General features: G+C 58.1%; 21 protein-coding genes. 10 read left to right on the top strand and 11 right to left on the bottom strand.

Translation table 11 applies throughout. The features are described 5' to 3' along the window. The first annotated feature begins 97 nt into the window (after window positions 1-97). Together BM190_RS36315 and BM190_RS36320 are read left to right on the top strand one after the other, a co-directional pair. Window positions 98-469, top strand: a complete 372-nt coding sequence (locus tag BM190_RS36315) for an ATP-binding cassette domain-containing protein (protein WP_244550860.1) — start codon at window positions 98-100, stop codon at window positions 467-469. Next, window positions 433-777 (top strand): ABC transporter permease, encoded by a 345-nt coding sequence (locus BM190_RS36320; protein ID WP_244550861.1) that lies wholly within the window; start codon window positions 433-435, stop codon window positions 775-777. Before BM190_RS36315 ends, BM190_RS36320 begins: the two co-directional genes overlap by 37 nt. Window positions 778-870: 93 nt before the next feature. Here the strand turns inward: BM190_RS36320 and hemN are convergent, their stop codons facing one another. From hemN to nodD1, 11 genes are all read right to left on the bottom strand, one after another. After that, entirely contained in the window at window positions 871-2,205 is a 1,335-nt protein-coding gene (gene hemN / locus BM190_RS36325) for an oxygen-independent coproporphyrinogen III oxidase (RefSeq protein ID WP_092262365.1), read from the bottom strand. Window positions 2,206-4,315: 2,110 nt separating this feature from the next. Further along, window positions 4,316-5,041: an outer membrane protein gene (locus BM190_RS36335; RefSeq protein WP_092262311.1), complete on the bottom strand. Its 726-nt coding sequence runs from the start codon at window positions 5,039-5,041 to the stop codon at window positions 4,316-4,318. 815 nt (window positions 5,042-5,856) lie between these two features. Continuing rightward, the gene (locus BM190_RS36340) at window positions 5,857-6,111 is read right to left on the bottom strand and encodes a hypothetical protein (protein WP_092262366.1); all 255 of its coding nucleotides are present in this window, start codon (window positions 6,109-6,111) and stop codon (window positions 5,857-5,859) included. A gap of 677 nt (window positions 6,112-6,788) precedes the next feature. After that, window positions 6,789-7,166 (bottom strand): NolY, encoded by a 378-nt coding sequence (locus BM190_RS36345; protein WP_092262312.1) that lies wholly within the window; start codon window positions 7,164-7,166, stop codon window positions 6,789-6,791. 462 nt (window positions 7,167-7,628) lie between these two features. Further along, window positions 7,629-7,808, bottom strand: a complete 180-nt coding sequence (locus tag BM190_RS40035) for a hypothetical protein (RefSeq protein WP_143109160.1) — start codon at window positions 7,806-7,808, stop codon at window positions 7,629-7,631. 1,059 nt (window positions 7,809-8,867) lie between these two features. Then, complete coding sequence (locus BM190_RS36350) at window positions 8,868-9,851, bottom strand: LLM class flavin-dependent oxidoreductase (RefSeq protein WP_502687022.1); 984 nt, start codon at window positions 9,849-9,851, stop codon at window positions 8,868-8,870. Window positions 9,852-10,376: 525 nt separating this feature from the next. Further along, entirely contained in the window at window positions 10,377-11,489 is a 1,113-nt protein-coding gene (locus BM190_RS36355; RefSeq protein WP_092262314.1) for a branched-chain amino acid ABC transporter substrate-binding protein, read from the bottom strand. A gap of 330 nt (window positions 11,490-11,819) precedes the next feature. After that, complete coding sequence (locus BM190_RS36360) at window positions 11,820-12,533, bottom strand: MerR family transcriptional regulator (RefSeq protein ID WP_177237503.1); 714 nt, start codon at window positions 12,531-12,533, stop codon at window positions 11,820-11,822. Between the two features lie 119 nt (window positions 12,534-12,652). Next, window positions 12,653-12,862, bottom strand: a complete 210-nt coding sequence (locus BM190_RS36365; protein ID WP_177237498.1) for a hypothetical protein — start codon at window positions 12,860-12,862, stop codon at window positions 12,653-12,655. Between the two features lie 532 nt (window positions 12,863-13,394). After that, window positions 13,395-14,387, bottom strand: coding sequence for a LysR family transcriptional regulator (locus BM190_RS36370; protein ID WP_092262315.1), 993 nt, complete (start codon window positions 14,385-14,387; stop codon window positions 13,395-13,397). A gap of 606 nt (window positions 14,388-14,993) precedes the next feature. Next, on the bottom strand, window positions 14,994-15,938 hold the full coding sequence (gene nodD1, locus BM190_RS36375) for a transcriptional regulator NodD1 (RefSeq protein ID WP_092262316.1): 945 nt from the start codon (window positions 15,936-15,938) through the stop codon (window positions 14,994-14,996). Window positions 15,939-16,765: 827 nt separating this feature from the next. On the opposite strand from nodD1, the gene BM190_RS36380 reads away from it, so the two are divergent. The 8 genes from BM190_RS36380 to BM190_RS36415 all read left to right on the top strand — a co-directional run bounded on the left by BM190_RS36380 (window position 16,766) and on the right by BM190_RS36415 (window position 25,856). Then, the gene (locus BM190_RS36380) at window positions 16,766-17,398 is read left to right on the top strand and encodes a NodA family N-acyltransferase (RefSeq protein WP_092262317.1); all 633 of its coding nucleotides are present in this window, start codon (window positions 16,766-16,768) and stop codon (window positions 17,396-17,398) included. Further along, on the top strand, window positions 17,395-18,054 hold the full coding sequence (nodB, locus tag BM190_RS36385) for a chitooligosaccharide deacetylase NodB (protein ID WP_092262318.1): 660 nt from the start codon (window positions 17,395-17,397) through the stop codon (window positions 18,052-18,054). Before BM190_RS36380 ends, nodB begins: the two co-directional genes overlap by 4 nt. A gap of 12 nt (window positions 18,055-18,066) precedes the next feature. Beyond that, entirely contained in the window at window positions 18,067-19,434 is a 1,368-nt protein-coding gene (gene nodC / locus BM190_RS36390; protein WP_143109161.1) for a chitooligosaccharide synthase NodC, read from the top strand. An 11-nt stretch (window positions 19,435-19,445) separates the two neighbouring features. Next, window positions 19,446-20,075, top strand: coding sequence for a nodulation methyltransferase NodS (gene nodS, locus BM190_RS36395; RefSeq protein WP_092262369.1), 630 nt, complete (start codon window positions 19,446-19,448; stop codon window positions 20,073-20,075). Window positions 20,076-20,088: 13 nt separating this feature from the next. Continuing rightward, entirely contained in the window at window positions 20,089-21,798 is a 1,710-nt protein-coding gene (gene nodU, locus BM190_RS36400; RefSeq protein ID WP_092262319.1) for a nodulation protein NodU, read from the top strand. 1 nt (window position 21,799) lies between these two features. After that, complete coding sequence (gene nodI, locus BM190_RS36405; protein ID WP_092262320.1) at window positions 21,800-22,720, top strand: nodulation factor ABC transporter ATP-binding protein NodI; 921 nt, start codon at window positions 21,800-21,802, stop codon at window positions 22,718-22,720. A gap of 3 nt (window positions 22,721-22,723) precedes the next feature. After that, window positions 22,724-23,512, top strand: a complete 789-nt coding sequence (locus BM190_RS36410; RefSeq protein WP_092262321.1) for an ABC transporter permease — start codon at window positions 22,724-22,726, stop codon at window positions 23,510-23,512. 316 nt (window positions 23,513-23,828) lie between these two features. Continuing rightward, window positions 23,829-25,856 carry a carbamoyltransferase family protein gene (locus BM190_RS36415; RefSeq protein ID WP_092262370.1) on the top strand — a complete coding sequence of 676 codons (2,028 nt, stop codon included), beginning with the start codon at window positions 23,829-23,831 and terminating at the stop codon, window positions 25,854-25,856. Window positions 25,857-25,914: the final 58 nt, after the last annotated feature.

The raw sequence follows: 25,914 nt of genomic DNA on the forward strand, positions 1-25,914 counted from the left end.
AGAAGGACGGCCTGTTCAAGCTGGGCCAGATCAAAGCGTCCGACGTCTACACCAACGCCTTCAACTGTTTCCGCCCCGGCAAGACCGCGGAGGCGCAATGAGCTCGGTCAAGATCAGCTTCGAGCGCGTGCGCAAGGATTTCCTGACACGCGGCGAGGGGGGCGGTCCGACGGGCCTCTTTACCGCCCTGGAGGACATCACGCTGGATGTTTGCGCTGGCGAGTTTCTGGCTCTGGTCGGCCCGAGCGGCTGCGGGAAGTCGACTTTGCTCGATCTGCTCGGCGGCCTCATGACGCCGACCAGCGGCCGGATCCTGTTCGACGGACGACCGATTAGCGGGCCCGGACGCGATCGTGGCATCGTGTTCCAGCAATACGCGCTGTTTCCCTGGCGCACCGCCGCGGAGAATTTCGAGTTCGGTCGGCGCGGACCATGGGCGCGACGCCGCAGCAACTGTTCCGCAAGGTGATCCTGCCGGCGGCGCTTCCCGCCATCTTCGTCGGTATTCGCCTTGCGAGCGCCTCCGCAATGCTGGTGCTGGTGGCGTCCGAAATGGTCGGCGCCAAGGCTGGACGCGGCTATCTCACCATCAACAGCCAGTACAGCTTCCTGATCCCGCAGATGTATTTCGGCATTCTGGGCATTACGGTGATCGGGCTCGCGTTCAACGCGGTGCTCGAGGCGCTGGAGCGCCGCTTCGGCGCTGGAAGGCGCCCGTCGCGGCGCGAAGCGCGACCGATTACATTTGCTCGAACAGGGAGACCAAATCAAGACTAACCTAGCTAAGCACGCCGAGCGCAAATCCGCTCCGGTCGGATCCGCTGAATATGATGCTGACGTGCTGGTGTTCGGCGGCGGTGCCCGGCGAAGTTAAAAGGGGGTACGGTCTAGATAAGTATCGAATGCGGCAGCAACAGCACGAATGACAAACCGGTGCTCCTGCTTGACCCGGATGAATCCCTCTTCAATGTCCACTATCCCATCTTCGGCAAGCATTTCCAGGCGGTCGGCCGAATCGGCAAAAACAATCGGATCAAATCCGTGAGCAGCACAGATCGCTGGTACGTCGGCCTGCAAATCGCACATCAGGCGCTCGATGATTGCCGCGCGGAGGCGATCTTCGGCGGTGAGACAGTAGCCTTTTGAGGTTGCCAGGCGGCCGGCCCGAATGTGTTGGTGATAGGAACTGGTTGCGGTCTCATTCTGGACGTAACCCTCACCCAAACGGCCGATGGCTGACGGACCGAAGCCGATCACGGTTTGGCAGGTATCAGCCGAATAACCCAGGGAGTTGCGGCGCAGACGACCAGCTTTCTGCGCCAGCGCAAGTTCGTCGTTGGGTAGGGCGAAATGGTCGAGTCCGATCTGGCGGTAGCCCGCCGAGACCAGCGTATCTGCAATGGCCGCGGCTTGCTCAGCGCGGGCGACATTGTCGGCCAGCGCCGTCTCATCGATCTGGCGCTGACGTTTCATATAGGAGGGGACGTGAGCATACCCGAAAACCGCAAGCCGGTCTGGCCGCATGGCCAGAGCCGTCCGCGCGGAGTCCACGCAGGACCCCACTGTCTGATGCGGCAATCCGAAGAGAAGGTCGAAATTGATGCGGCTTATGCCATGCTGGCGTAGCCTTTCGACGACCGAAGCTGTGAGCTCCTCGCTCTGCACGCGGTTGACCGACCTTTGAACCACCGGATCGAAGCTTTGCACGCCGATGCTCGCGCGGCTAATCCCGGCCGCTTGTAAAGTCTCGATCATCTCGGCCGTGACACCGCGCGGATCGATTTCTACGGCCATGGTAGCTGATTTGCTGAATGCAAAGCGGTGGCGCAGGAGTTCCAACAAGGCGAGAAAATCGCCTGGTGCAATGGTCGTCGGTGTCCCGCCGCCGAAATGCACGTCGCTCACCGGCAGAGCGCGCGGCACTTGCTCTGCGACCAAGCCTATCTCGTCCCGCACTGCTGCCAAATAATTGCGGACTGGTCGCTCGCCGCGAGTGCGGCTCGTAGGGAAGCCGCAATACCAACATATAGAGCGACAGAACGGAACGTGGATGTAGAGCGATACGGGCTCCTGGGGCGGTAGCCGCGTCAGCCAGCTCTCACAAGTCGTGGCACCGACCAACGCGGAGAAATCCGGTACGGTTGGATAGATGGTGTACCAAGGCAGGTGAGCATCGCAGTACTTATTTAGAAGGGAGATCTGCAACGTTAACTTTCCCATGCTCAAACAGCATGAAGCTGACCGATGCGCTCTCTGGTGTCTTTGCGTTATGTCAAAACCGGCTAGTGGCTTCTGAGATCTGGTCTCGTTTTCGATGTTACTGCCAACGCGGCGTAGGGGCAGAGCGGAGTGAGAGCCGCCCGTTGGCGATTATCTGAACCTTTAGGTATGAATTTTCTCGTGCAAGCACGGTTGAAGCGGCTAGACGTGCCCGACGAGCCGGCGCGAACGATCAATCGCTCATCCGAGGGCACGTCGGTTCGCATTCGCTGATCGCCAGCTTTTTGCGACGAAAGCAGAGGACTTGTAGGTCTCACTAGGAGCCGCTGAGCTGCTGGATCTTCAAATCGGTTTTCTTACTAGCAAAGCCGACGCACAGAGTTCGGCGGATGTCTCGATCCAGGCCGCCGTGACACGGAATGATAAGTTGCTTGCTAGATGAGCGCGCGAGGAGCGCAATTGCACAACGTGACGCGACGTGCGATTCAAGTCCTTTAGCGCAGCCGACGAAAACAATTCTTAATCCGTAGTATCGATCGCATAAGCCTCAATTCCGCCACGCTGGTTGTCTCATTGCCACAAGCATCATCACGGATGTACTGATGATGTTGGGGCGACCCCAGCGCACTTTCAGCCCCCCGGTAAAGTGCGTCGGGGCGCCTTGATTCGGCGGCGTCTCGTCGCTCTGTGTAATGCAGCCCACCAACTCACCGCGATTTTGGACGTCTTGCTGATGGCAAGCGACTACGGCCAGATGCATCGGACGAGACACCATCTGCAGTAGCTTCTATTCCGCTTCATCAATTGGGTCGTTGTCTTTCTACATCGGCTTTGGAGTTAACGATCCCTGCCACATCCCGCTGAAAATGGCCATTAGCGAGACGAATGCAGTGCCACCAGCCTGGCCAATGCTTGCATAGAGCAGTGAGATGATTGCGAAGAGCAGAGAAGCCATGCTTCACCGACCTTGCGACGATTTTCGCTGTTTTCCACCGAGCCCATCATGATTCGTGTGTTAGGTGCGGTCTAACTGTGTCTCTGCTTGGGGACGGATCTAAGCGCTTAGCCCGGATTGCTGTCCGGAGGTGCAGTGTCCTTCGAGTGCCGTGTTTGGACCGTCCCATCAATTACCGGACTTGGTACTTGACTGGGCTGCATTAGGGCTGCGTTTGGGCCCTAAGCGGGCGGCACTCGAGGCGCCGTCGAGGTGAGCTGCATTTCTTGCTGTAGCTCACCTCGTGGCGCGCCTCGCAATGGTGCTGTCGCCTTTCCTCCGCATGTCACAAATGCTTCGAGGTTCATACGTCGCAACCAACCGTGTACGTTAGAAGCCCTTTCTGCGACGTTTATTTTGGTGAGATCAGCAGTTGGTATGACACTTGCTGGTCTGGCGCGGGTCCTCTCCTTGCTGGAGAAGCGCATGCAAAGTGTCCTCCACATCAAGCAGATCTCGCGGCTACGGGTATCTCTCGTTGCGCCTTTAAGGTGGCCCCTTTTTGTACGTTCGGCACGTTTGCGCCAAGCCTGTCGGACGGGTTCGACGAGACCCCGCACAATGATGCGACGAGGATGGCTTCTGCCTCGACTGTTCCGTGTTGCACATCGATCTCGTCCCCGACGCCGTCGCACAGCGGAGAAGCGGCGAAGGATTAGCGATGGCAATTCGCAAGATTGGGAAAAGCCATGACTCTTGTACTGCATTCGTCTTTAAGCATTGAATGGATGCTGACGGGACGCTCGTCAGGTCCCGTACCGCCCGAGCTTAGCTATATCGCGCAGATCAGAGCCCAGGATCTCGTTCTCGCCATGCAAGCTCAACAGAGGCAAACCTCTAGCCGGTGGAGCTGTCTGCAAGCTCAGTCCAGGGCCCGCGTGGCACTTCATAAGATCAACGAACTGTTGGATCGACTGACCTGTTCCTAGGTGTGTTGGCGGCATCTCGGCCACACGCCATCCAGCCGGTGGATTTATCGCTCAGACGAGCTCGCACCTAGTGCTTCGGAACTGTGTTGGGGGTCGGCAGGGAGAGGAGCAGCTCAGGAAAGAACCCCGACTGCGGGTCGGGGTTCCGATTCACGCAATCGCGTGAAGGTCTCTATTTGGCAAATGGCGAGCCAAACTTGTAATTGAGCCGTGCCGTGATGAGGTCGACGTCCTGGTGGACGCGATCCGTGCCAAGGGCGGCTGGAAAGCTGATGCTGCTGCGCTGCATGAACAGATGGTTATACTCGACGCCAGCTGACCAGTTCGGCGTGAGGCTGACTTCGGCACCGGCGCCCAGCACGCCACCCCAACGCACATCACTGCTCTTTCCAATCTCGGTGCCAGTAACCACCGAGTTGACCTGATAGGTGTTGCTGGTCACCGCAGCACCGCCCTTAGCGTATAGCAGCACGGCATTGATTGCGTAGCCGATATGACCGGTGAGCAGACCGAACGCATCTGTCTTGGTGTCAATGATGTCTGCGGGGAAGGCGGCGCTGACATTGGAGCCGCTGAAGTCGGCCCAGTTGCCCTGGCCTTCGATCCCGTAGACCATGTTGAAGATTTGCCAACGATAGCCAACCTGACCGCCAATGGTACCGCCAATCGAATTATGGCAGCCCTCGGGAGTGACGCCGTTGAAATCCCAGCAATTGTGGCTCGTTCCCCAACCGCCATTGACACCGATATAGTAGCCGGACCAGTCGACAATCGGGGCTGCGACCGGCAGCGGCGGCGCCTTGACCGCGAGGGGCTGCCCGGCCAAGTCCGCGCCGAATGCGGGAGCGGCCGCACTGAGTGCGCCGATGGTTGCGGTCAAAATAAGAAAATTCTTCATTCGAGTTCGTTCCTTTTCGATGCCGCCCCGGCGCCGTGCGTTTAACAACATGATCGCGAATTGCTGTATCTGCCGCACAACATGTCATCGAAAGAAATGGGTTGAATCGCACGCCGCGTCAGATTATGGAGCGCGCATTTCGCCGTGCACTGTCTCGAATGAAAGCTGGGACCATAGTGGTCGCTTCGCGCAGATGCTTCTTCGAACCACGATCCGTTCGTGATGGCCTCTGAAGGGACGCAATGCGAGCTGTTTGGCTTCCTCTATCGCTAGCCGCGACAGAGCCAGGCCGCGCCAGCATGTCTCGCGCACGCTCGCTGTTCAGAGAGTTCGGCAAGTTAAGACCCCTGATCGAGAACCGACCTCAGGCGCTCGATCTCACTCTCCGGCAGGACGGTCGTGCTGCCGCTTACAATCGTGAGCGATGCGGCGATGCGACTACAGGCCTCGATCGCTTTGGCTCATGACTTCGCAAGTGTAGCACAAGTTCCTCAACTTCGACCTCGATCGACGGATGTGGATGCGGCTGTGCTTGACGAGACTCGTGCCTGAAGCGTTGCGCAGCTCGTGCCAAGCAAGGTTGGGAGGGGAAACGGTATGGCTTTTCCTCGCGCCAGCGAATATTAGCGCGTCTGTCCCGTCTCGTCCCGACTTGCACTGGATTCCAGGTGACTGACTGTAGTCGCGAACGTGCTCGTCTTCCGCGGGGCGAAACATGAGTGGAGGAAGGTCAGCGCCACCACGCTCTGCCCCATGTTCTTACGCCGCATATCCCCAAGAGCCTTAACAAGCCAAGCTCATGGGGCAGTACAGGTTCAAGCGCCATATTGCCCGGTCGACCGCGCCAGTTCAGCCCGCAAGCTGCGTATTGCCTCGTTAGCCAAAGTCAAGGAATTCCGTTCGCCCGTCTTTATCGAAGACTCAAGGAAAGTGCATAACCGACTATGGAGGACCGTCTTGCGATTATGCGCCAGCAACGGATCCTTCTCAACAAAGCGCCAGGCCTTATCAAATGCGACGCTCACGATAGCATCTGGCTTCTGCACTTGCTCGGATAAGAACTGATCCATCTCAACTCTCCACGACGCCCTGATACAGGGAAGTACCTTGGCAAAAAGCAAACCGAGAGTCTGTGGGTTGTCTCAGCAAATAGGACATCAGCCGCAGTACGCTCGGACATCGAGGCGCTCTCGATGCTTCAATGAATTTATAGATGTTTGTTGAAGTTCAGATGACCCCGAACGTCGTATTGCCAGGCGCGCTCGGCTAATTATGAAACGGTCGAAACGAGCTCACGTTGTTCGAGCGGCTTCGTTGCCGAAGTGCTCGTGTTGCTCGGTATCGGTCAATCATTGGGCTCTTCTTCCTGCAATCGGAAGATCGTGGCCATGCCAAGTCACGACTAAAGCCGAACATCGATGAAAGTGGATCGTTCCGCTCCTTTCGCAGTCTCTAGCTAAGAAGCGTTTATGGAAACGTGTGGCATTTTCCGGCCACCGCTGGCTTGCTTCTGACATGTGTCCGTGGGGCCCTCTTCCATCTCCACCCTGCGGGACCTGCTGATCTCGCTGCCGGCTCCAGCTTCCGAGCATGGTGGCGAACATTTGTGATATGGAAGCCAGGGGAACCGGCGCGCTTCGTGACGGTGAGCCCATAAACGCTAAGTCGTCAATCCCTCGTGCGTACGGCCGTAGCAGTCGGCCCAACGATGCACGCCATCAACCGAAGAAAAAGCCAAAATGAAATCTCAGTCCGCCGCTGCACGCGACAGAATGAGTTTCGCGATCTTCACTTGATTGGCAGGAGTTCGGAGCACTGCCGGTAAAGCCGCCACGGCCTGATCGAGAAGGCGTCCCAAAACCTGAAGGTCTTCTGGGTAGTAAACGCCACGGTCGGGGGACAGCCGCATCGTTTGCTGGTTGCCGGCGCGGCGCCCCGTTCTCGCATTGCCGAGCTGGCCGAGCTCCAGTTCCGCCGTAATCATTTGGTTTGCCAGGGCGTTTAGCAGTCGGATCGCTTCGAGCTCGTTGCCTTCCTCGCGTATGAGGGCGGCCACGATGTCGAGTTGCAGCTCGATGCGATCCTCGAGGTCCTCTGAGCGTGAATTGGAAGGGTCAAGTTCCACGGTGTTTGCTCCAAAGTAGTTAAAATGCAGGAAGCAGGTTGAGTAACGGTTGTGCCGTGCTTTTCGGTTCGCGAGACGGCAGGCGCGGCCATAGAACGAATGGCTGCCCAACAACGCAAGGTGCGCACGCACGGTCGCCGGAAGGAGAGGGTGTGAGGCGTGTGCCGCGAAAGCACCGCAAAGGCGGGTTCGACTAGAGAACGCTGGCGAACCGTCCTTTGATTCGACCGTCGAGCCGGTCCAACGCGGCGGACAGTGGCAGTGACCCCAGCCAGCGGGACATGGCCGATGGCCGCAAGTCGAGAAGTGCGGCCCGAACTGCTGCGCGATTGCTCGTTGCCTGACATAGTCATCCAGACGTAACCGGAGGCTTCGCCAGGCACAGCGCCATAAAGATCGCTTGGCGCTGGACGAAGCTGTTGCTGAAGGCTCGCCGTCAACTCGTCCAGACCGGTCACCTGATCACGCCAGAAAATTGTGGCCCGGCTCATGGCAGGCAACCCAGAAATAGCCTCCGCTATATACGTCTGCGGTTTTTCCCTGCACTCGTTGACGGGCGATGCCTGGCTCGGTGAAGGTGCGGATTGGCTCCTGGAAGGTGGGCGCGCCAAAAGACAAGGCCGGTAGATCGCGCAGGTCCACCCCTTGTTCCGAAGGTGATATAAGGATTGCTGACAAGGGATAATTGCGCCGGGATATCGTCGAAGAGCGCCGGCGCATAGAATGAGATAGGATGGCGTGAGTCTGTAGGAGGTGGCTGTAGAAGCCGCCCGCCGACGAAGACTGAGGACGCGAGCAGCGTGAGAATCCACGATCAGACCGCGTACAGGGCTGGGCGGTAAGATCGCGAGGCCGGACTCATCACACCGATCGACATCAGTGCCCCGTCCTCGCCGGATAGCGTGGTCAGATAGCCGACCGCACTGCTTTGTTGGAAAGCTGCGGCAGCGTCGGATCGTCGGCGCTGCCCGCTTGGTCAGGGCAAGAAGTCCAGCCCGCACCGGTCGAGAGGACAGTTCGCCTGCCCCAATTCTATGCAGCGCACGCATTTACCTTGGCCAAGCAGTGTGCGTGAGAGTCGATCTTCCTGGAGGGCCTTAGTAACATTGCAAAGGGGGAGGCGCCAGCGCGATAGATTACGCGACGGACGTTGCGATTTGTCGGACCGCATTTGGGCGGGACGTGTGTCGATTCCAAAGATTGATGGCTGCCGTTGGCGATGCAGCCACGAAAGCCTTGAATCGCCCTGCGGCTATGCTGAAAGCAAAATGGGTCCATTGCTCACACGACATTCGTGGAAATGTTCTTTCCGGAAACCGGCGATCGTCTTATGAGTATTTGGCGCAAATTGGTAAAATCGAAAGTGTTGATGGGATGCATCCAGTTCGTGGATCGCGCACGCGCGTAATCTCGTCTCTTACATCGAAAGCTGGTCAGTTAGTTGTTTCCTGCCGACTCGCTGCAGTAATCTTTTGGGCGTTTAGGCGAGCCTGCTGATTCGTCGACGACCGGCCATGAATGAGAAGACAGAAAGGTCGCAGCAGCGAGCGCTGGCGAATACCTCTAAATTGCGCTTCAGGTGTCACGAACGTGCTGGAAAAACTCCTCCATCTCCCATCAGCTGACGAGAAGGCCATGGAGTCTCGTCTGCGACTATCCACCCACTCCGGTCCTCCGCACAAGCATACGATCCCCCAGAGATTATCCGCCAAAGCTATCGAGAATTTCCAGTTTGATTGCGGTTGCGGTGTACCGGGAAACCTCCAGCGGAAGGTTTCCGAATGCAAGTTGGCAAAGCAAGTAGTTGGCACCTGCCTCTTCCATCTGCTGAAGAAGGATTTGTCGCACGGAAGCCGGCGTGCCAACGACGCACAATTCGCTCTCAATTGCTGCCTCGAAGGTCAGCGGAAGGGCGGCCGGTGTCGGAATGGCGTTAAGCTCGTAAAGAAACTTAAAGCTCTGCAGCCATCGACGATATGCAGTTTCGGCGGCCGCATGAGCGTCCTGATCAGACGTCGCAATCACGACCATGCGGGCCAGCCCGAGAAATGGCTCGCGGTCGTGTGCGGCTGAATTGTGGGCTCGATGGGAGCGGTAGGCGTCCGTAACGTTCCGGACGACACAGGCAGGGCCTATGCACGCCAGATTGGCGCCATTTGCAGCGGCCCACTGCGCCGACTCAGCCCGGTTGCTCGCGATCCAGGTGGGCGGATATGGACGTTGATGAGGCCGCAACGTTACGGGTATTTCGCTCAAATCGAAGTGGTGTCCTTGATAAGATAGCGTATGTCCCTTCAGCGCAATATTCAGGATTTCACTGGCCTCAGCATAACGGCTTGGCGCGGCGTCTGCACTGATGCCAAAATAACCCCACTCAATCGGCTGTGAGCCGCGGCCTATCCCGACCTCGAGCCTGCCGCCGCTCAACTGGTCAAGCATGCAGATCTCCTCGAATACCCGCAATGGATGGTAAAGGTTGAGCAACAGGACGAGCGGGCCCATGCGTAATCGCCGGGTGCGCTGCGCGACGCTTGATAGAAACAGGTTCGGCGAGGGCCCTCTGCCATGAGGTGTGCAGTGATGTTCGGCCAGGTGATAAGCGTAGAAGCCCAGCGAGTCGCAGACCTCGAGCAGCTTGAGACGATCCTCATATTGTCGTGCGGCATCTTGGCCGTCGTCATCCAAATGGTCGAAAATTCCGCACCTTAGTCTTGAAGGAAGGCCACTCTTCACTCGATCAATCTCCGATTAGGGTCAGATTGCGGGTCCGATCGCTTCATGCCGTCGCGCCCAAAGAGGGCTCGTTCGTCATTTGACCGCTAAGGCCGTTTCTCTTTGGGTGCGAGGATCTGGGCTTGCACCATGCGAGCGGGTCACGAGAATGCGAAATGTGGTCGGCCGCGCCCTTGATAGACATTCGCGACGCGGCTCCGCGGCGAGCATATGCCTCGACCAGAAGCATCGTTAGCCGCTTCAGAGGTCCTGCGCCTACGATCCAGATCAGCTCGGCACGGCAACTATTGGTCTATCATCGGACGTAGCGTCTCCATCAGGGCGACGTCGGGTAGCTCTGCAAGCGCTGCAACGAACGCAAGAAATGCTCCGCAAGCTGCAAGTATAAGAGAGCTTGCGAGTATCGCTGCTCCAGCGACTTGAGTGTGTCTCATCATGCTTGTCACTTTGGTTTTGGGGAGACGGCGTTGATGCCAATCAGTTCTGCTCGACAGTTTCAACACGGCCATCTCGCCAGCGGTAAACCAAAAAACCGGGAGCCGCATTGTCACCCTTGGTATCAAAGCGGACCGGGCCAATCACGGTACTGGACGGCCGCGAACGAAGTGCGCCGGCGACGCGCACGGCATTGAAGGATCCGGCCCGTTTCACCGCCTCTGCCCATGCTTGCACGGCTGCATAGGCGTAAAGCGTGTAGCCTTCAGCGGAGAGGTTGGAAGCTTTGAGTTCGGCGACCACCCCGCTCGCATTGGCGTTCCTGGCGGGGTCCGGCATGAAGGTAAACAACGTTCCATTTCCCGCGCTGCCAGTAATGGCCCAAAATTCAGAGGTCATCAACGGATCGTTCGCCATGACGATGAGTCCCGCTCCTGCTTCTGACGCCTGGCGTACAAACAAACCGATTTCGGTGTGATAGCCGCCGATATAGGCGACGCGCACCCGATCCTTCTTCATTCTTGAGACCAGTGCTCTGTAATCCTTCTCACCGGCTACATAGCTTTGCCGAATGACGTGTTCACCGAATCCCTGAAGCTGTGCTGCAACCACGTCGGCGATACCCTTGCCTGCGGTGCTCTTGTCGTCGAGCACTGCGATCTTGTCGTTAGGGTAGTTCCGGTGAATGTACTCTGCGGCAACGATGCCCTGCTGGTCGTCGCGGCCGCAGATCCGAAAGACAGTCTTAAGGCCGCGTTCTGTTAGCTGAGGATTTGACGAGCCTGGTGACACCTGGATGATGCCTGCTTCGGAGTAAATCTCGGATGCCGGGATCGACGAAGAAGAACAAAAATGGCCAACGACCAAGCGGACCCGCTCTGTTGTGAGCTTATTCGCGACTGCCACAGCTTGCTTCGGGTCGCAAGCGTCGTCGGCCACACTCAATATCACCTTGGTATCGAGGAGTAGGCCAGCAGCGTTCAGCGCCTCGACCGCTGCGGCCGTACCATTGCGCATTTGGGCGCCGAAGGCAGCGCTGCTTCCGCTCATTGGGCCAACTACGGCAATATTGACGTCGGAGCCGCGCGCAACCGAGGCGAGCGCGCAGAAGAGAACCGCTGCACTCGCGGCAGAAACGTAACGTCCATTTAACATTCTTGAGCTCCCAATGTCACCCAAAGTGAACTGTCAGCAGCTGTGATCAGACGTGCCCGTACGTCGCGCTATCTGCCAATCAAGCTTGCGTTAGGTCGGCCCGATTGCAGCCACGGGAGACCCTACAATCTGACGTAACGTGCGGTTCAAGCCCCCCTTGAAGGGAGCCTCGATCAGTGCGTCAGGGAGCCGCCGATCGACAAGGTCATGACGCCGGTTGAGCACATAAAACTGTCGGCCCGCATCAGAGCCGCCGGTCTACCAAGCGTCATCGCGTTTTCAGATTGCCAGGGCCGATCGGCAATGCTGTGTGGACCCGGCCATCAGGCGTTAGTACGGCTGATCCTCCAAACCGCCAAGGGCGAGATCGAGATATTGCATGAGGCAGGGATCCCAACCGGCCAGGCTACGGGGAGCGCTTAATCGTGCAAGGACCTTCAGGATCATCGAAACGCGTGAATCGGCGCCGGCGATTTCGCTGATCAGCAACCGTGCTGCAACTGCGACGGCCTTTGCCCGCTCGCCGCAAGGATGCTCGCCCCGATCCATACAATCACGCAGCTCGTCGCGGATGCGCCGCCAGCGCTCCTCGCGATCTGCCGCTAACTTGCAGGTGCATCGGGACGTCTGGTTACGCGTCTCGACCCGTGACATGGCATTGAGAGTAGCAGGCAGCTCATCCACACTTACCTGGATATCACTGTCGATGGTCATGTTGCGTAAGCGATCTCGCAGCAAAGTTGCTCGAGCGACTTGAAGCTCTATCCGCTCTAAATGTTTGCGCAAAAGATCGATGAGTGAGGTCGTGCCCTCCATGGCTTTACGGATCTCGACAAGGGAGAAGCCAAGCTCACGTAGCGCACGAATCTGGTTAACCCGTTGCACGCTTTCGCGCTCGTACATTCGGTGGCCGCCGTCGGTACGCTCTGAAGCTGCTAGGAGCCCGGTGTGTTCATAATGATGCAGCGTGCGGACCGTTACACCGGTCGCCTCTGCAAGTTCGCCAATGCGCCATCGACGCCTTCGTGGTGTAGCTTTGCTCATGTTGTTCAATTTCAAAGCCTACAACCTGACGTGACGTGTGATTCAAGCTATTTCAAAGCTCGAGCTGGATCATCTTCCAGCAGCGTGAGAGTGGTGACTATCCTCAGAATGGCGGGCAATCAACCCTGAGGAGAAATGCTGATCAACAAGTTGGTCAGGCATGCCAGTTGAGCCTGGCCGTCCGCTGTACGCTCCAGGATGAGTTTGGCGATTGCTGCGTGATTTTCCGGACTTCGCATCGATGTGGGCAGCGCGGTGACCGCACTATCATAAAGGCTTCCAAGGACGGAAAGTTCTTCCGGATCGAACACGCCGCTGCATTGCTCCAACGTTCAGCTCCTTGTTTGTCATTGCGTCATGGCAGAGCGCACGTCGTCAAGACGTTTGGCTGCGATAGGGCCAAAAGAAGTCAGACCCGCGGCGGGGCGCAGCGAAGACGCGATGTACTCCGGGGTGATGCGACAGGGCAACACGGATGTGCGACGCTTGGTTCAATAGCGTATGAGAGCGTAGTCATGTGCATGCTCGATGACCACTAGGCCCAGTTTGCGTGGTGGTACGACTCCGAAGAAGCCGAACCGTCTCCGCAGCCACTACTGATTCGGGGAGTTGACAACGACGGCGCAGCGCCGCTGTCTCGGGGAAGGTGCATCAGTCAACAACATACGTCCGTGTCGCTAAAGCCAGACAAGAGCCTGAGCCGCCGCTCGCACGCCGGACCTACTGCCAATGTGCGAAAGTTGTACACGATCCGCTGTGACAATCTTTATAGGGCGACGACGATTGCGAGCGAGGTGAGCTAAAATCTGAACGCGCTGAGAAATCGCTGGGATATGAGATTCGCATATCGCGGGAACGTCCTTACGATAACGAGGAGACAGATCGTTCGATATCTCGGCCAGTATCCGCTCGTTCCGAAGTGCAAATGATGGATGGGTCTTGTGCGGTTGCCATGCGGGTGGCCTCTTGCAACAATATCTCTCGCATCCACAGGCTTTCCGGGGCGCTATTGTGAAGCACTGGCCATTGGACCGCCTCAGTGAAGGCGGGGAATGGTTGCGGGAGATCCGCAATGCGAAGGGGTATCGTCCTTTGGAAATGTTTTACGAGCCCTAACGGCATCGTCCCTATGCGGTTCGTGCCCACCAGCAGGGGCGGGATCATGCTGAAGCTCTGCACGAGAATGTCGATGCGTCGATTGAGACCGAGATCGAGCAAAAGGGATTCCTCCGCCGGCGTCTTGCGCGCACCGCCGAGCTTAACCGCCACGTGGCCCATCGACATATACCGATCGAATGTAAGCCGCCGCAGTAGTTGGTTGTTCGTGCAGCAACCTACGCAGACGAGTCTCTCTTCGAATAGGGGCGCCCTGGGGTGCGCCCTGGACATGAATAATTCCGGCAAGACAACAAAATCGAGTTCTCCGCGGCGGAGAAGATCATCGTGCTCACCGGTGAGCGCCACCAGTTCGAAGCTGACTGAGGGTGCTTCTCGCGCGACGCGCTCCACGACATTTCGAAAGAATATCACTGGCATAAAATCAGAAAGCCCGATCCTGAACCGCCGGTCCAATCGAGCTGGGTCGAACACGTCCGGCGCGATAATTGAGAGTTCAATCTGCGTTAGAGCCTCGCGCACAGGGGCTGCGAGTCCTTCCGCGCGTGAGGTCGGGACAAGTTCCCGCCCCCTCATCCCAAACAGCTCATCACGAAAGTAGCAACGCAGCCGAGCAACGGCTGCGCTCATGGCGGGCTGGCTGAGGTTGATCTTGCGTGCCGCTGCGCTGAGGTTGCGCTCAGTCATTAGAGCATCTAGCGCAACGAGAAGATTTAGATCCAGACCTTTGAAACGCATGTCTTCTTATCCGGCATTAACGTGATTGCGGCGCATACCGCGAGCGGTGACGGCTGCATCTGGAGAGGTTCCTGTTCGCTTGCCCGAATGGTATTCATCCTACGATCGCGAAAAGGATGCTCGTGAAATGGCCGCAACAATGGAGAGCAAGGCGGTCGGCCGACCAGGTGGCCGAAAGCCGTCAGTGGGGACGGTCTGGCGCTTCCGGCGAGCCAGGCAGCAGGACCCGGTCGGTTGGTTAATGGCAGATCAACCCAGTGTCCGGCCAGTGCCGTGAGTTCCGCCAAAGCGCCTAGTCGACGGCCCCGTAGCGCAGCGTTAGTCACGGCGGCCAGCCTACAACCTGACGCAGTGTGTGATTCAAGCTATTTTTGTCGGACAAGCCAAAGAATGGGTACTAGAGGAGGCGTATTCTGGCGGGTAGAGCCGGGCGTCGGCTGTTTCCAGCGCAAGCGCATCAAACCCTCACCTGCGATGTCGCCAAGCTCACCACTCGGCAAGTGTCTTCGCAACCGATCGCCGTCTGTGGCAGCGTCGCCTCGGAGACGGCCGAGCAGGTCGAAGGAGTGTTGGCGTTTTTGGACGGCCCAGAGGCTTACGGTTGCCTTAGCAACGCCTGCGAGTTGGAGGCTCGGGATGCCCAGATGCCATGTTGGATGCTTCCTCGAGCAATATCCGCCGCATCCAAATGCTCGCCTGATCGGTATTGTGGAAAGCAGGCCACTGCACAGCCTCCGTGAATGTGGGCAGGGGGAGCGGCGGTTCGACAATCCGCAGGGGCATCCGCTTCTCGAAGTGTTTGGCGAGCCGTAAGGGCATTGTGCCGATACGCCCTGTGTCCAACAATATCGGCGGAATCAGGCTAAAGCCCTGCACAACGACCTCAATGCGTCTCTTGACGCCATGCTCAAGCAAAAACCATTCTTCGAGGTTTGGTCTGAGCGCCCGTCCGAACTTCGCGGTAACGTGCCCCATCGAAATGTATTTCTCGAACGTAAGTTGCCGCAATAGCTGCTTGTTCTCGCGGCAACCCACGCATACGAGGGTCTCGTCGAACAGCGTCGCCTTGGGATGCGCGCTCGACATGAACAGCTCGGGCAGAATGAGAAAGTCGACCTCGCCCCGGCGGAGCAGCTCATCGGGTTCATCGGAAAATGGCAGCAATTCGAACCGCACCGCGGGAGCTTCCTGTGCGATACGGTCTACAATCCTTCGAAAAAAGACGATTGTCATGAAATCGGAGAGAACGATCCTGAAGCGTCGGCTCGACTGAGTAGGGTCGAAGGCGTCGCGCGATATGATCGAGAGTTGGATGTGCAACAGGGCCTCGCGAACCGGACCTGCAAGCGCCTCCGCGCCAGGTGTCGGGACGAGCTCGCGACCCCTCATGGTAAATAGCTCATCGCGGAAATAGGTGCGCAGCCGCGCGATCGCAGCGCTCATAGCGGGCTGGCTCAGGTGAATTTTGCGCGCCGCCGCTGTGAGGTTGCGCTCTGTCATCAGAGCATCGAGCGCAACAAGAAGGTTTAGATCAAGGCCCTTGAACCGCATGTCGTAAGTCTATCCATCGTGTGGATGTGTTCCATCTGAACAATCAATTTTACCAAATTGCGGGATGTTGGATAGCAAACATCAGTTTTAAAAAAGTAATCAGGCATATCACGATGGCTGCTTCTCCTTCGCGCCGGCTCAGAGAAAAAATCCTGGACGCCCGAGCAGTAGGCGCATTCGTTTCGAGGGCGGCTATGGGCGCGCCGTGCGAGCCGCCTCGCTTCGTCTCGGTGCGAAGCTCTCTCGATCGAGGCGCCAGGCGGATCTCGACAAACCTTAGTATGCACGTTTCATCCGTTTCCATATTGGTGGTTTACCCGCGTACACTTGAGAGCGCTTTCAGCCGCGTTCTAGTGTCGCGCAATCGGCAGGCGCTGATTGCGGATGCCAAGTATTCAGGCGAGTCTCTAAATGGCTCGCCGGTCCACCGCATTCAGGGCGCGTCGAAGATGCAGAACCAGTTTGATCTGATGCCACTCGGATGGGCCATAGATGACGCCCGACGCATCGAGGGCCTGCCCTCAGAGGTCAGAACGTCGACAGTGATGCTAGACGGAGGCGGAAAGCTCCGTGGAGCAGACAGGGTGTGGCTAGTCCAATCGCCTCGTCGGCATCTTCCGGGATATCTCGCGCAGGGCATTGGCCGGATGACGGGTGGAACCATGCGAACGCTTCGTCGCGAGCGAAGGCGCACGGCGGGGTGCAGGCGAGGAGTGACACGCTCGGACACGTCATGGCAATTCATCAGTATTGATCAGCAGTTCGGCGACTAGCGAGCTCACGTGACCATCTCCGCTCAGGATTCCATTCGCGCAAGGAAGCTTTCCATGAACATTGCCGTATCCCAGACTGGGGAAACTCCTTCTGCACGCGCTCAAGTGCGGTGGAGTCGTCGCTGGGAAAGCGAATTGCAGCTTGCCGATCATGCCGAACTCGCCGAGTTCTTCCGCAAGAGTTACGGGCCGACCGGTGCGTTCAATGCGCAGCCATTTGAGGGCAACCGAAGTTGGGCCGGTGCAAGACCTGAGGTCCGCGTAATCGGTTATGACGCGCGCGGGATAGCTGCTCACCTCGGGCTACTACGCCGCTTCATCAATGTTGGTGGGGTCGATCTTCTCGTCGGCGAACTGGGGTTATACGCGGTGCGTCCGGATCTTGAAGGCCTGGGAATCAGCCATGCAATGCGCGTGATGTATCCCATGCTGGAGGAGCTGGGGATTCCATTCGGCTTTGGCACGGTTCGGCCCGCGCTTGCGAAACACATGACCCGACTGGTCGGAAGGCAGGGGCTCGCAACCCTCATGTCTGGCATTCGCGTCCGCTCCACGCATCCGGATGTCTATCCCAATTTGCCGCCGATCCGGATCGAAGACGTGATCGTAGTGGTCTTCCCGGTTGGACGCTCGATAAGCGAGTGGCCGGCCGGGACGATCATCGATCGGAACGGGCCTGAGTTGTGAAAGAGCGTTTCCCCCTATCTGCTGTCCGTTGCGACTACGCTGACGTGAGCGGAAGTCGCCCCGTCTATTTGACCTTTGACGATGGGCCAAATCCATTTTGCACGCCAGAGGTGCTCGATGTGCTGGCGCAATATCGGATTCCGGCGACGTTCTTCGTGATCGGCACGTACGCGGCCGAACAACCTGAACTCATTCGACGAATGATCGCGGAAGGGCACGAGGTTGCGAACCACACGATGACGCATCCGGATCTATCCAGGTGCGGACCAGCGGAGGTCCGCGAGGAAGTTCTGGCGGCGAGCGAGGCGATCCGTTCGGCGTGCCCGCAGGCCTCACCCAGGCACATGCGAGCACCTTACGGCATGTGGACACAAGAGGTGCTTGCTGTGTCAGCGGGCGCTGGCCTCACAGCTGTGCACTGGTCGGTCGATCCGAGAGATTGGTCCCGCCCCGGGGTCGATAGAATTGTGAATACAGTACTGGCGACCGTTCGCCCGGGTTCAATTGTGCTCCTGCACGACGGATATCCTCCTGATGAGGAGCGACCGTGCACTGATGCCACGCTGCGTGATCAGACCACGATCGCGCTGTCACATCTGATCCCGGCACTACAACGGCGCGGGTTTGTAATCCGTCCGCTCCCTCAACTTCATTGAAAAAAACACCCTATGGACTTGCTCACTACAACCAGTGCTGTCGCTGTTTCGTCTTATGCGCTGCTCTCGACGATCTACAAGAGCGCGCAAGCGCTTTATGCCCAACCTGCGATTAACCCACCGCTGCAGGACAACCTGGGACGATCGGAGAGCCTTCCCAGTGTAGACGTCATCGTGCCTTGCTTCAACGAGGATCCAATCACGCTCGCCCAATGTCTGGAGTCCCTTGCGGGTCAAGACTATACCGGAAAGCTGCAGGTGTATGTGGTCGACGACGGATCTGCAAATCGCAACGTTGTCGCGCCAGTACACAAACTCTATGCGAGCGATCCGAGGTTCAGCATCATCTTGCTGGCAAACAACGTTGGAAAGCGCAAGGCGCAGATCGCCGCAATACGCAGCTCCTCCGGTGACCTGGTCCTCAACGTCGACTCGGATACGATACTTGCCGCTGACGTTGTCGCGAAGCTTGTATTGAAGATGCACGACCCGCAAGTCGGTGCGGCCATGGGGCAGTTGATAGCGAGCAACCGCAGCCAAACTTGGCTGACCAGGCTGATCGATATGGAATACTGGTTGGCATGCAACGAGGAGCGCGCGGCGCAGGCGCGCTTCGGCGCCGTCATGTGCTGCTGCGGCCCATGTGCCATGTATCGTCGCTCCGCGCTCGCCTTGCTTCTTGATCAGTACGAGGCGCAGTTCTTTCGTGGGAAGCCGAGCGATTTCGGCGAGGATCGCCATCTAACGATCCTCATGCTCAAGGCCGGATTTCGGACCGAATACGTCTCGGACGCGATCGCAGCAACAGTCGTCCCGGACCGCCTTGGGCCATATCTACGTCAGCAACTCCGCTGGGCGCGCAGTACCTTCCGGGACACGTTCCTTGCATTACGCCTGCTGCCAGAGCTCGATGGCTATCTGACGCTAGACGTTATCGGGCAAAATCTCGGCCCGTTGCTTCTCGCCCTGTCATCACTGGCTGCGCTCGCACAGCTCCTAATTGTCGGATCTGTGCCCTGGTGGACGGGATTGACGATTGCGGCAATGACAATAGTCCGGTGCAGTGTGGCAGCCCTTCGTGCTCGCGAACTGCGGTTTCTTGGCTTCTCCCTCCACACACCGATCAATATCTTTCTCTTACTTCCCTTGAAGGCCTATGCGCTTTGTACATTGAGCAACAGCGACTGGCTATCGCGCAAGCTCGCCAATGTGCCGACCGAAGGGGAAAAGCAGTCTGTCATCCTGCACCCGAGCGCCGGACGAAGTGCTGCAAGTAAATGGGGAATGCCTGGAACAGTTCATCAAGCGGGGCTTTCGCACCCGGAATCGAGCCTGACCGCAACGAAGAGTGGTCGCGACCGCTCGAGTGCCTGCAAGTAGGCGATATGCTCATGATCCCGGACGCAAACCATCAGTTATTAGAGCGAGAGTTGACTGCCGACGATCCATGGCGCCTCGACAGTAGCTCTTTCGAGCAGGAGCGATACGCGCAAATGCTCCGGATGTCTCGTTGCAATGGAGATGTTGCGCGTGCCCTCGAAGTGGGGTGTGCGGCCGGTGCATTCACCAACATGTTGGCACCGCTATGCGAGCGACTCACTGTGGTCGATGTCATGCCGCAGGCCATCGATCGAGCGCGACTACGAACCAGAAAGTGGCCGCATATCACCTGGGTGACCTGTGACATTCAGCGGTTCTCGACCACTGAGAAGTTCGATTTGATTGTCGTGGCCGAGGTTCTTTACTACCTCAAGGACATTGTGGAGATGCATGCGGCTATCCGTAACCTGGTGAGTATGCTTGCGCCAAATGGAGCTCTGATTTTCGGGTCCGCGCGTGATGCCACATGTCAACGATGGGGTCATGCTGCTGGTGCCGAAACGGTGATCGCTCTCTTTACCGAGAGCCTGTCGGAGCTCGAGCGTCTGCACTGCCACACCGAGTCAGTCAACGAAGACTGCTTGATCGTCCGGTTCCGGAAGCCGGGTCACTCGTCAGAAAAATCTAACGTCGGTCGCTAGACCAGGGGATCGTATGCGCATCTGCGGCATCAAGTTAACACATGACGGGGCAATTGCTGTCGTCGAGGACGGGCGGCTTGTGTTTTGCACCGAGCAAGAGAAACGCGGCAACAGTCCGCGCTATCAATCCGTCGAGGATCTCGATGCGGTCGTGCACGCCTTGGCGGAGCATGGGTTGGAGCCGCGGGATATCGATCAGTTCGTCATCGACGGCTGGGATGGGGAGATTGAGTCGCAGTTCCAGCTCCTAAGTGGAGCTATGCCGATCGCGCTGAAAGGGGCGCCATATGTCGAGCGCCGTGCTGAGGGCCTTCTTGATTCCGTCGACGGCTTTGGCCTCATCCTCGGAGGCAAGGCCTTCTCATATAAGAGCTACCCGCACGTCACGGGCCACGTCGCGTCAGCATATAGCACCAGTCCTTTTGCCAGCGCGAAGAAACCCGCGTTCTGTCTGGTATGGGACGGCTGCATCTTTCCACGTCTTTACTATGTAGAACCTCGCGGGGCACGGCTTATTGCATCGCTATTTCCGATGATCGGCCATGCCTATGCTGCCGCGGGCCTTCACTTCGGCCCTTACAAGCAGCCGAACCACTCCAGTTGGGATTTGGGCATCGCCGGCAAGCTGATGGCTTACATCGCGCTTGGCTCTGTCGACGAAAGCATCGTGGCAGTTTTTCAGGAGCTCTATGAAAAGCGCTTCGCTGCTGAGACCGAGCTGGCTCGTCAGTACCGCGCTGACATCAACAATGCGGAATCGTCTCTCGCAGCTTTGCACGACTTTTTCGAGGCAAGCGCACTGCGCCTGACGGCCAAGCGAGCGGAGGACGTGCTTGCGTCCTTTCATGTGTTCGTGGAACGTCTACTCGTCAAAGAAATGGCGATGGTCCTGCTGCGACACTCGTCGCTTCCGGGAGCGCGAAATCTATGCATCGCCGGAGGTTGCGGGCTCAATATCAAGTGGAACAGCGCGCTTCGTGCGACGGGATTGTTCGATGATGTCTGGGTGCCGCCGTTTCCGAATGACAGCGGCTCCGCAATCGGCGCCGCTTGCGGTGCGATGGCGGCGCAAAATGGCTTCGGGCCGTTAGAATGGTCAGTCTACAGTGGTCCGCCCCTGCAGGACAGCGAGCTTCCGTCGGACTGGGAGGCCGCGCCGTGCAGTCTACGTGAACTTGCGGCGATTCTCGCCGACAACAAGCCGATCATCTTCCTTTCCGGCCGCGCCGAGCTTGGGCCGCGTGCGTTGGGCGGCAGAAGCATTCTTGCAGCCCCGAGCTCCCCGGCAATGAAAGATCATCTGAACGACATCAAGCGTCGCGAGCACTTTCGACCGGTGGCGCCGATTTGTCTGGAGGATCGGGCGCCGGAGATCTTCAGCCCAGGCACGCCAGATCCTTACATGCTGTTCGATCACCAGACCCGGGCGGAATGGCGCGACAAGATCCCCGCTGTGGTCCATCTTGACGGCTCGGCGCGCCTGCAGACAATCTCCCGCACCTCTCCGCACCAAATCGCCGCGCTTCTCGTCGAGTTTGAGCAACTCACGGACATTCCGCTGCTCTGCAACACGAGCGCCAACCTCCACGGACGCGGATTCTTCCCGGATGCTGCGGCGGCCTGCCAGTGGGGGCGCGTCGAACATGTGTGGTGCGACGGCGTGCTATGGACCAAAATGGCCGTCAAGAAGCTATCGTCTGCGGAACGACTTCTGTCAGCCTAGGATGAACATGTCCACGGTAGCGATAGACCTTGCAGGCGTGAAAAAGTCATTTGGCGACAAGGTCATCGTCAATGAATTGTCGTTCTCGGTTGCGCGCGGAGAATGCTTTGGCCTGCTTGGGCCAAATGGAGCTGGCAAGAGTACGGTTGCGCGTATGCTCCTCGGCATGATTTCGCCGGACGCAGGCAAGATTACGGTCCTCAATGAGCCTGTACCTTCCCGCGCTCGTGTGGCGCGTGTGCGCATCGGCGTGGTGCCACAGTTCGATAACCTTGAACTTGAGTTCACCGTGCGAGAGAATCTGCTTGTGTTTGGCCGCTATTTCGGCATGAGCGCTCGCAAGATCGAGGCGATCGCGCCCTCGCTGCTCGAGTTTGCGCGCCTCGAAAGCAAGGCGGACGTGCGCGTCTCCGAGTTGTCCGGTGGCATGAAGCGGCGGCTGACGCTGGCGCGTGCCCTGATTAATGATCCACATCTACTCGTGATGGACGAGCCGACGACTGGTCTGGATCCGCATGCACGCCACCTGATTTGGGAACGCCTGCGGCTACTGCTTGCACGTGGCAAGACGATTTTCTTGACCACTCACTTCATGGAAGAGGCCGAACGACTGTGCGATCGGCTGTGCGTGCTGGAGAGTGGATGCAAGATCGCCGAAGGCAAGCCCGACGCCTTGATCGACGAGCATATCGGCAGCAACGTCATTGAAATCTATGGGGGGGATCCACATCAGCTCTGCGAGCTGGTCAGGCCGTATGCTCGGCACATCGAAGTGAGTGGAGAGACTCTCTTCTGTTATGCGCCACATCCGGAGCAGGTACGCGTGAAACTGCGAGGGCAAGCGGGCCTTCGTATTCTGCAGCGCCCGCCGAATCTCGAAGACGTGTTTCTGCGGCTCACCGGGCGCGAGATGGAGAAGTGAGCGATGGGTGAAAGCTATGCGGCGATAATGCCCGCTAACGCGTACAACTGGATCGCGGTGTGGCGTCGGAACTTTCTAGCATGGAAGAAAGCCGCACCTGCATCGATTCTCGGCAACCTCGCAGATCCTATAACCAATCTGCTTGGCCTCGGCTTTGGCCTTGGGCTTATTGTAGGGCGCGTTGACGGGACGTCGTACATCGCGTTTCTGGCGGCGGGCATGGTCGCGACCAGCGCCATGACGTCTGCGACCTTTGAAACCATGTATGCAGCCTTTGCGCGCATGGATGCAAAGCGCACCTGGGAAGCGATTCTCTCTACTCAGCTGACGCTTGGCGATATCGTTCTCGGTGAACTGGTGTGGGCAGCCAGTAAGTCCGTTTTGGCGGGAACAGCGATCGGGATCGTCACTGCCACGCTGGGTTATGCATCCTGGCCATCCATTTTGTATGCGATGCCAACGATCGCCCTTACTGGCCTTGTCTTCGCCAGCCTGGCGATGGTCGTCATATCTCTTGCGCCAAGTTACGATTACTTCGTGTTTTACCAGACACTTTTCCTCAGTCCTATGGTGTTTCTGTGTGGCGCGGTCTTTCCGATGAGCCAATTGCCTGGCTCATTTCAGCACTTCGCCGGCTTGTTGCCGCTCGCACATTCGGTCGATCTTATTCGCCCGGCGATGCTTGAGCGTGGCGCCGACAGTGTTGCCCTCCACGTAGGCGCGCTTTGCGTTTACGCGGTATTGCCCTTTTTCGTGTCGACAGCACTGTTTCGGCGCCGCCTGCTGCGTTGACGTGAGTTGAGCGATCACGGAGAAAGTCAAATCGAGGCAGGGTCACGATGCTTTCCGCGGTAGCTCGGGAAGAACTGGTCTGTCACAGGAGTTGCTGAATGCCCTTAGAGCGCCGCGATCGAGCCAGGTTTACGGCCGCCTGTTCAGCCGATTGTTGCGGACGCCAGCACCGTTAATTTCTGAGCGCCTGTCGCTAGCCGCCGAGACGTACTTGAAGATCCTGGTTATGCCATCTGGCCGTGCAGCCGACGGAGCGTGACTGTACAGATAGGGGAACGGCAGTTGACGTTCCCGTCATCACCGAATGGAGAATGAGATGTTGTGCCTGGGACTGAGTGGCGGACTTGACAGAATCTATGAAAGTTCGCCGGAGCTGCCGAATACATTTCTTCACGATGGCGCTGCGGTTCTTGTGAGGGATGGCCGCGTGATTGCTGCTGTCGAAGAGGAACGCCTCAACCGCGTCAAGCACTCCAACAAGTTCCCGAGCAATTCAATCCGATACTGCCTTTCTACCGCAGGAGTTGAGCTCGGCGAGATCGACCGTATCGCGTTCTACGCGACTGAAGGCTACTGCAATACAATGCTCCAGCGTCTTTCTGTTTCTAAGCCCGTTCCGTTAGACGCCAAACTGTTGCTGCGCCAGCTGCTGGCACGGGAGTTCGGCGCTGAGATCGATCCGTCGCGGCTTTCCTTCGTGAATCACCACGAAGCGCATGCCGTGAGCGCGTTTGCCATGTCCGGGTTCGAGCAAAGTCTCGTTTTTGCGATCGACGGCGGTGGCGATTTTCTCTCCGGCTTATTGGCGGTGGGGTCTGGCACCGAAATTGCGCAACTTGCAAGCTTCCCGGAACCTAACTCCCTGGGGCTGTTCTATCTCGAGACGATCCGATATCTCGGCTACGGGTTGTTCGACGAGTACAAAGTGATGGGGCTTGCCCCGTATGGTAATCCCACCACCTATCGCGAGCTCTTCTCGCAGTTATACGAGTTGTTGGAAAACGGTGACTATCGCGTTCACCTGGATCGGATCGGTCCGGCCCTGGTCCGCAACATCGAGGTTCGGCGAAAAGGAATGCCATTCACTCAACAGCATCGAGATGTCAGCGCTTCGCTGCAGGAGGCGCTGGAGCGGATCGTGTTTCACATCCTGCGGCACCATCGTGAAGCGACGGGCATTACACGCTTGTGCTTGGCTGGGGGGGTAGCCCATAATTGCACTCTGAACGGTAAGCTTCTTTATTCCGGGCTATTTGACGACATCTTTGTTCAACCCGCGGCGCACGACGCCGGTTGCGCGCTCGGCGCTGCATTGATGCTGTCAAATGAGCTGGGCAGGCCGGCGCCGCGGGAGCGACTAGCGGAGGTTTATTGGGGGCCCGATCTCGGCAACGAGCAAGCCATTGAGCATGAGCTCAATGCATGGTCAGGCCACCTCGACATTCAACGAAGTGATGACATAGCATCCAGTGCGGCAGACTGGATGGCGAATGGCGCTGTTCTCGGCTGGGTTCAGGGGCGCTCTGAATTCGGCCCACGTGCGCTTGGTAACCGCAGCATTCTTGCGGACCCGCGGCCTACGGCAAACAAGGACCGCATAAACGCGATGGTCAAGAAGCGCGAGGGCTATCGCCCGTTTGCGCCATCTGTACTGGAGGAGGATGCGAGCGAGTTCTTTGAGATCCCGGACGGCACGCGGCAGCTCCCCTTCATGAACTTCGTGGTTCGTGTGCGTGAAGCCAAGCGTAACGTGCTCGGTGCGATCACGCACGTTGATGGGACCGCTCGGCTCCAGACGGTATCGCGCGAGACAAACCCCACCTATTGGGATGTAATTAATGCGTTCAAGAGGCGAACCGGCGTCCCGGTTCTTCTAAATACGTCATTTAACAACAATGCCGAGCCGATCGTGGAGTCCGTTTCAGATGCGATCACCACGTTCTTGACGACTGACCTGGACGGACTGGCTGTTGGGCCTTTCCTCGTCAGGAAGCGGGCAGCATCACTGCAGGATTGGAGTGCACTGGGCGTCTCATTGCCGCCGTATGCATCCCTTCATCGTGTTCGCTCCCACACGGGGCCAGATCGTCAGGAAACGGTCTGCGAGATCCGCACGGCACATTCAGGCCGCGACAGTATGCGTATCTCATATGAGCTTTTCGAGATCTTGATGCGGATCGAGGGCGAGGCATCGCTCGGCTCGCTTCTCGACGCAACCATGCTAGGCCGGGCCAAGCGTGAAGATCTTGTGAAGGAATTGCGGCTCGTGTGGGAGCTGCGGGGCGTTCGCCTGCATCCGCCGCGCGGGGCTTGCGGACGCAATAAACTGCAAAGCGAAACATAGCCGGACTCGGAGCATGGCCATGCTTATGCCTGCATGTGAGGAGGCCTGGCCATCCGAC

It is taken from the genome of Bradyrhizobium sp. Rc3b (assembly GCF_900114915.1).
Lineage (GTDB): Bacteria > Pseudomonadota > Alphaproteobacteria > Rhizobiales > Xanthobacteraceae > Bradyrhizobium.

What these genes read in the sequence shown, in the direction of transcription:
- BM190_RS36315 (WP_244550860.1), top strand. Translation starts at nt 98, where the DNA reads ATGAGCTCGGTCAAGATCAGCTTCGAGCGCGTGCGCAAGGATTTCCTG.
- BM190_RS36320 (WP_244550861.1), top strand. Translation starts at nt 433, where the DNA reads ATGGGCGCGACGCCGCAGCAACTGTTCCGCAAGGTGATCCTGCCGGCG.
- BM190_RS36335 (WP_092262311.1), bottom strand. Translation starts at nt 5,041, where the DNA reads ATGAAGAATTTTCTTATTTTGACCGCAACCATCGGCGCACTCAGTGCG.
- BM190_RS36340 (WP_092262366.1), bottom strand. Translation starts at nt 6,111, where the DNA reads ATGGATCAGTTCTTATCCGAGCAAGTGCAGAAGCCAGATGCTATCGTG.
- BM190_RS36355 (WP_092262314.1), bottom strand. Translation starts at nt 11,489, where the DNA reads ATGTTAAATGGACGTTACGTTTCTGCCGCGAGTGCAGCGGTTCTCTTC.
- BM190_RS36360 (WP_177237503.1), bottom strand. Translation starts at nt 12,533, where the DNA reads ATGAGCAAAGCTACACCACGAAGGCGTCGATGGCGCATTGGCGAACTT.
- BM190_RS36370 (WP_092262315.1), bottom strand. Translation starts at nt 14,387, where the DNA reads ATGCGTTTCAAAGGTCTGGATCTAAATCTTCTCGTTGCGCTAGATGCT.
- nodD1 (WP_092262316.1), bottom strand. Translation starts at nt 15,938, where the DNA reads ATGCGGTTCAAGGGCCTTGATCTAAACCTTCTTGTTGCGCTCGATGCT.
- BM190_RS36380 (WP_092262317.1), top strand. Translation starts at nt 16,766, where the DNA reads ATGAACATTGCCGTATCCCAGACTGGGGAAACTCCTTCTGCACGCGCT.
- nodC (WP_143109161.1), top strand. Translation starts at nt 18,067, where the DNA reads ATGGACTTGCTCACTACAACCAGTGCTGTCGCTGTTTCGTCTTATGCG.
- nodS (WP_092262369.1), top strand. Translation starts at nt 19,446, where the DNA reads ATGATCCCGGACGCAAACCATCAGTTATTAGAGCGAGAGTTGACTGCC.
- nodU (WP_092262319.1), top strand. Translation starts at nt 20,089, where the DNA reads ATGCGCATCTGCGGCATCAAGTTAACACATGACGGGGCAATTGCTGTC.
- nodI (WP_092262320.1), top strand. Translation starts at nt 21,800, where the DNA reads ATGAACATGTCCACGGTAGCGATAGACCTTGCAGGCGTGAAAAAGTCA.
- BM190_RS36410 (WP_092262321.1), top strand. Translation starts at nt 22,724, where the DNA reads ATGGGTGAAAGCTATGCGGCGATAATGCCCGCTAACGCGTACAACTGG.
- BM190_RS36415 (WP_092262370.1), top strand. Translation starts at nt 23,829, where the DNA reads ATGTTGTGCCTGGGACTGAGTGGCGGACTTGACAGAATCTATGAAAGT.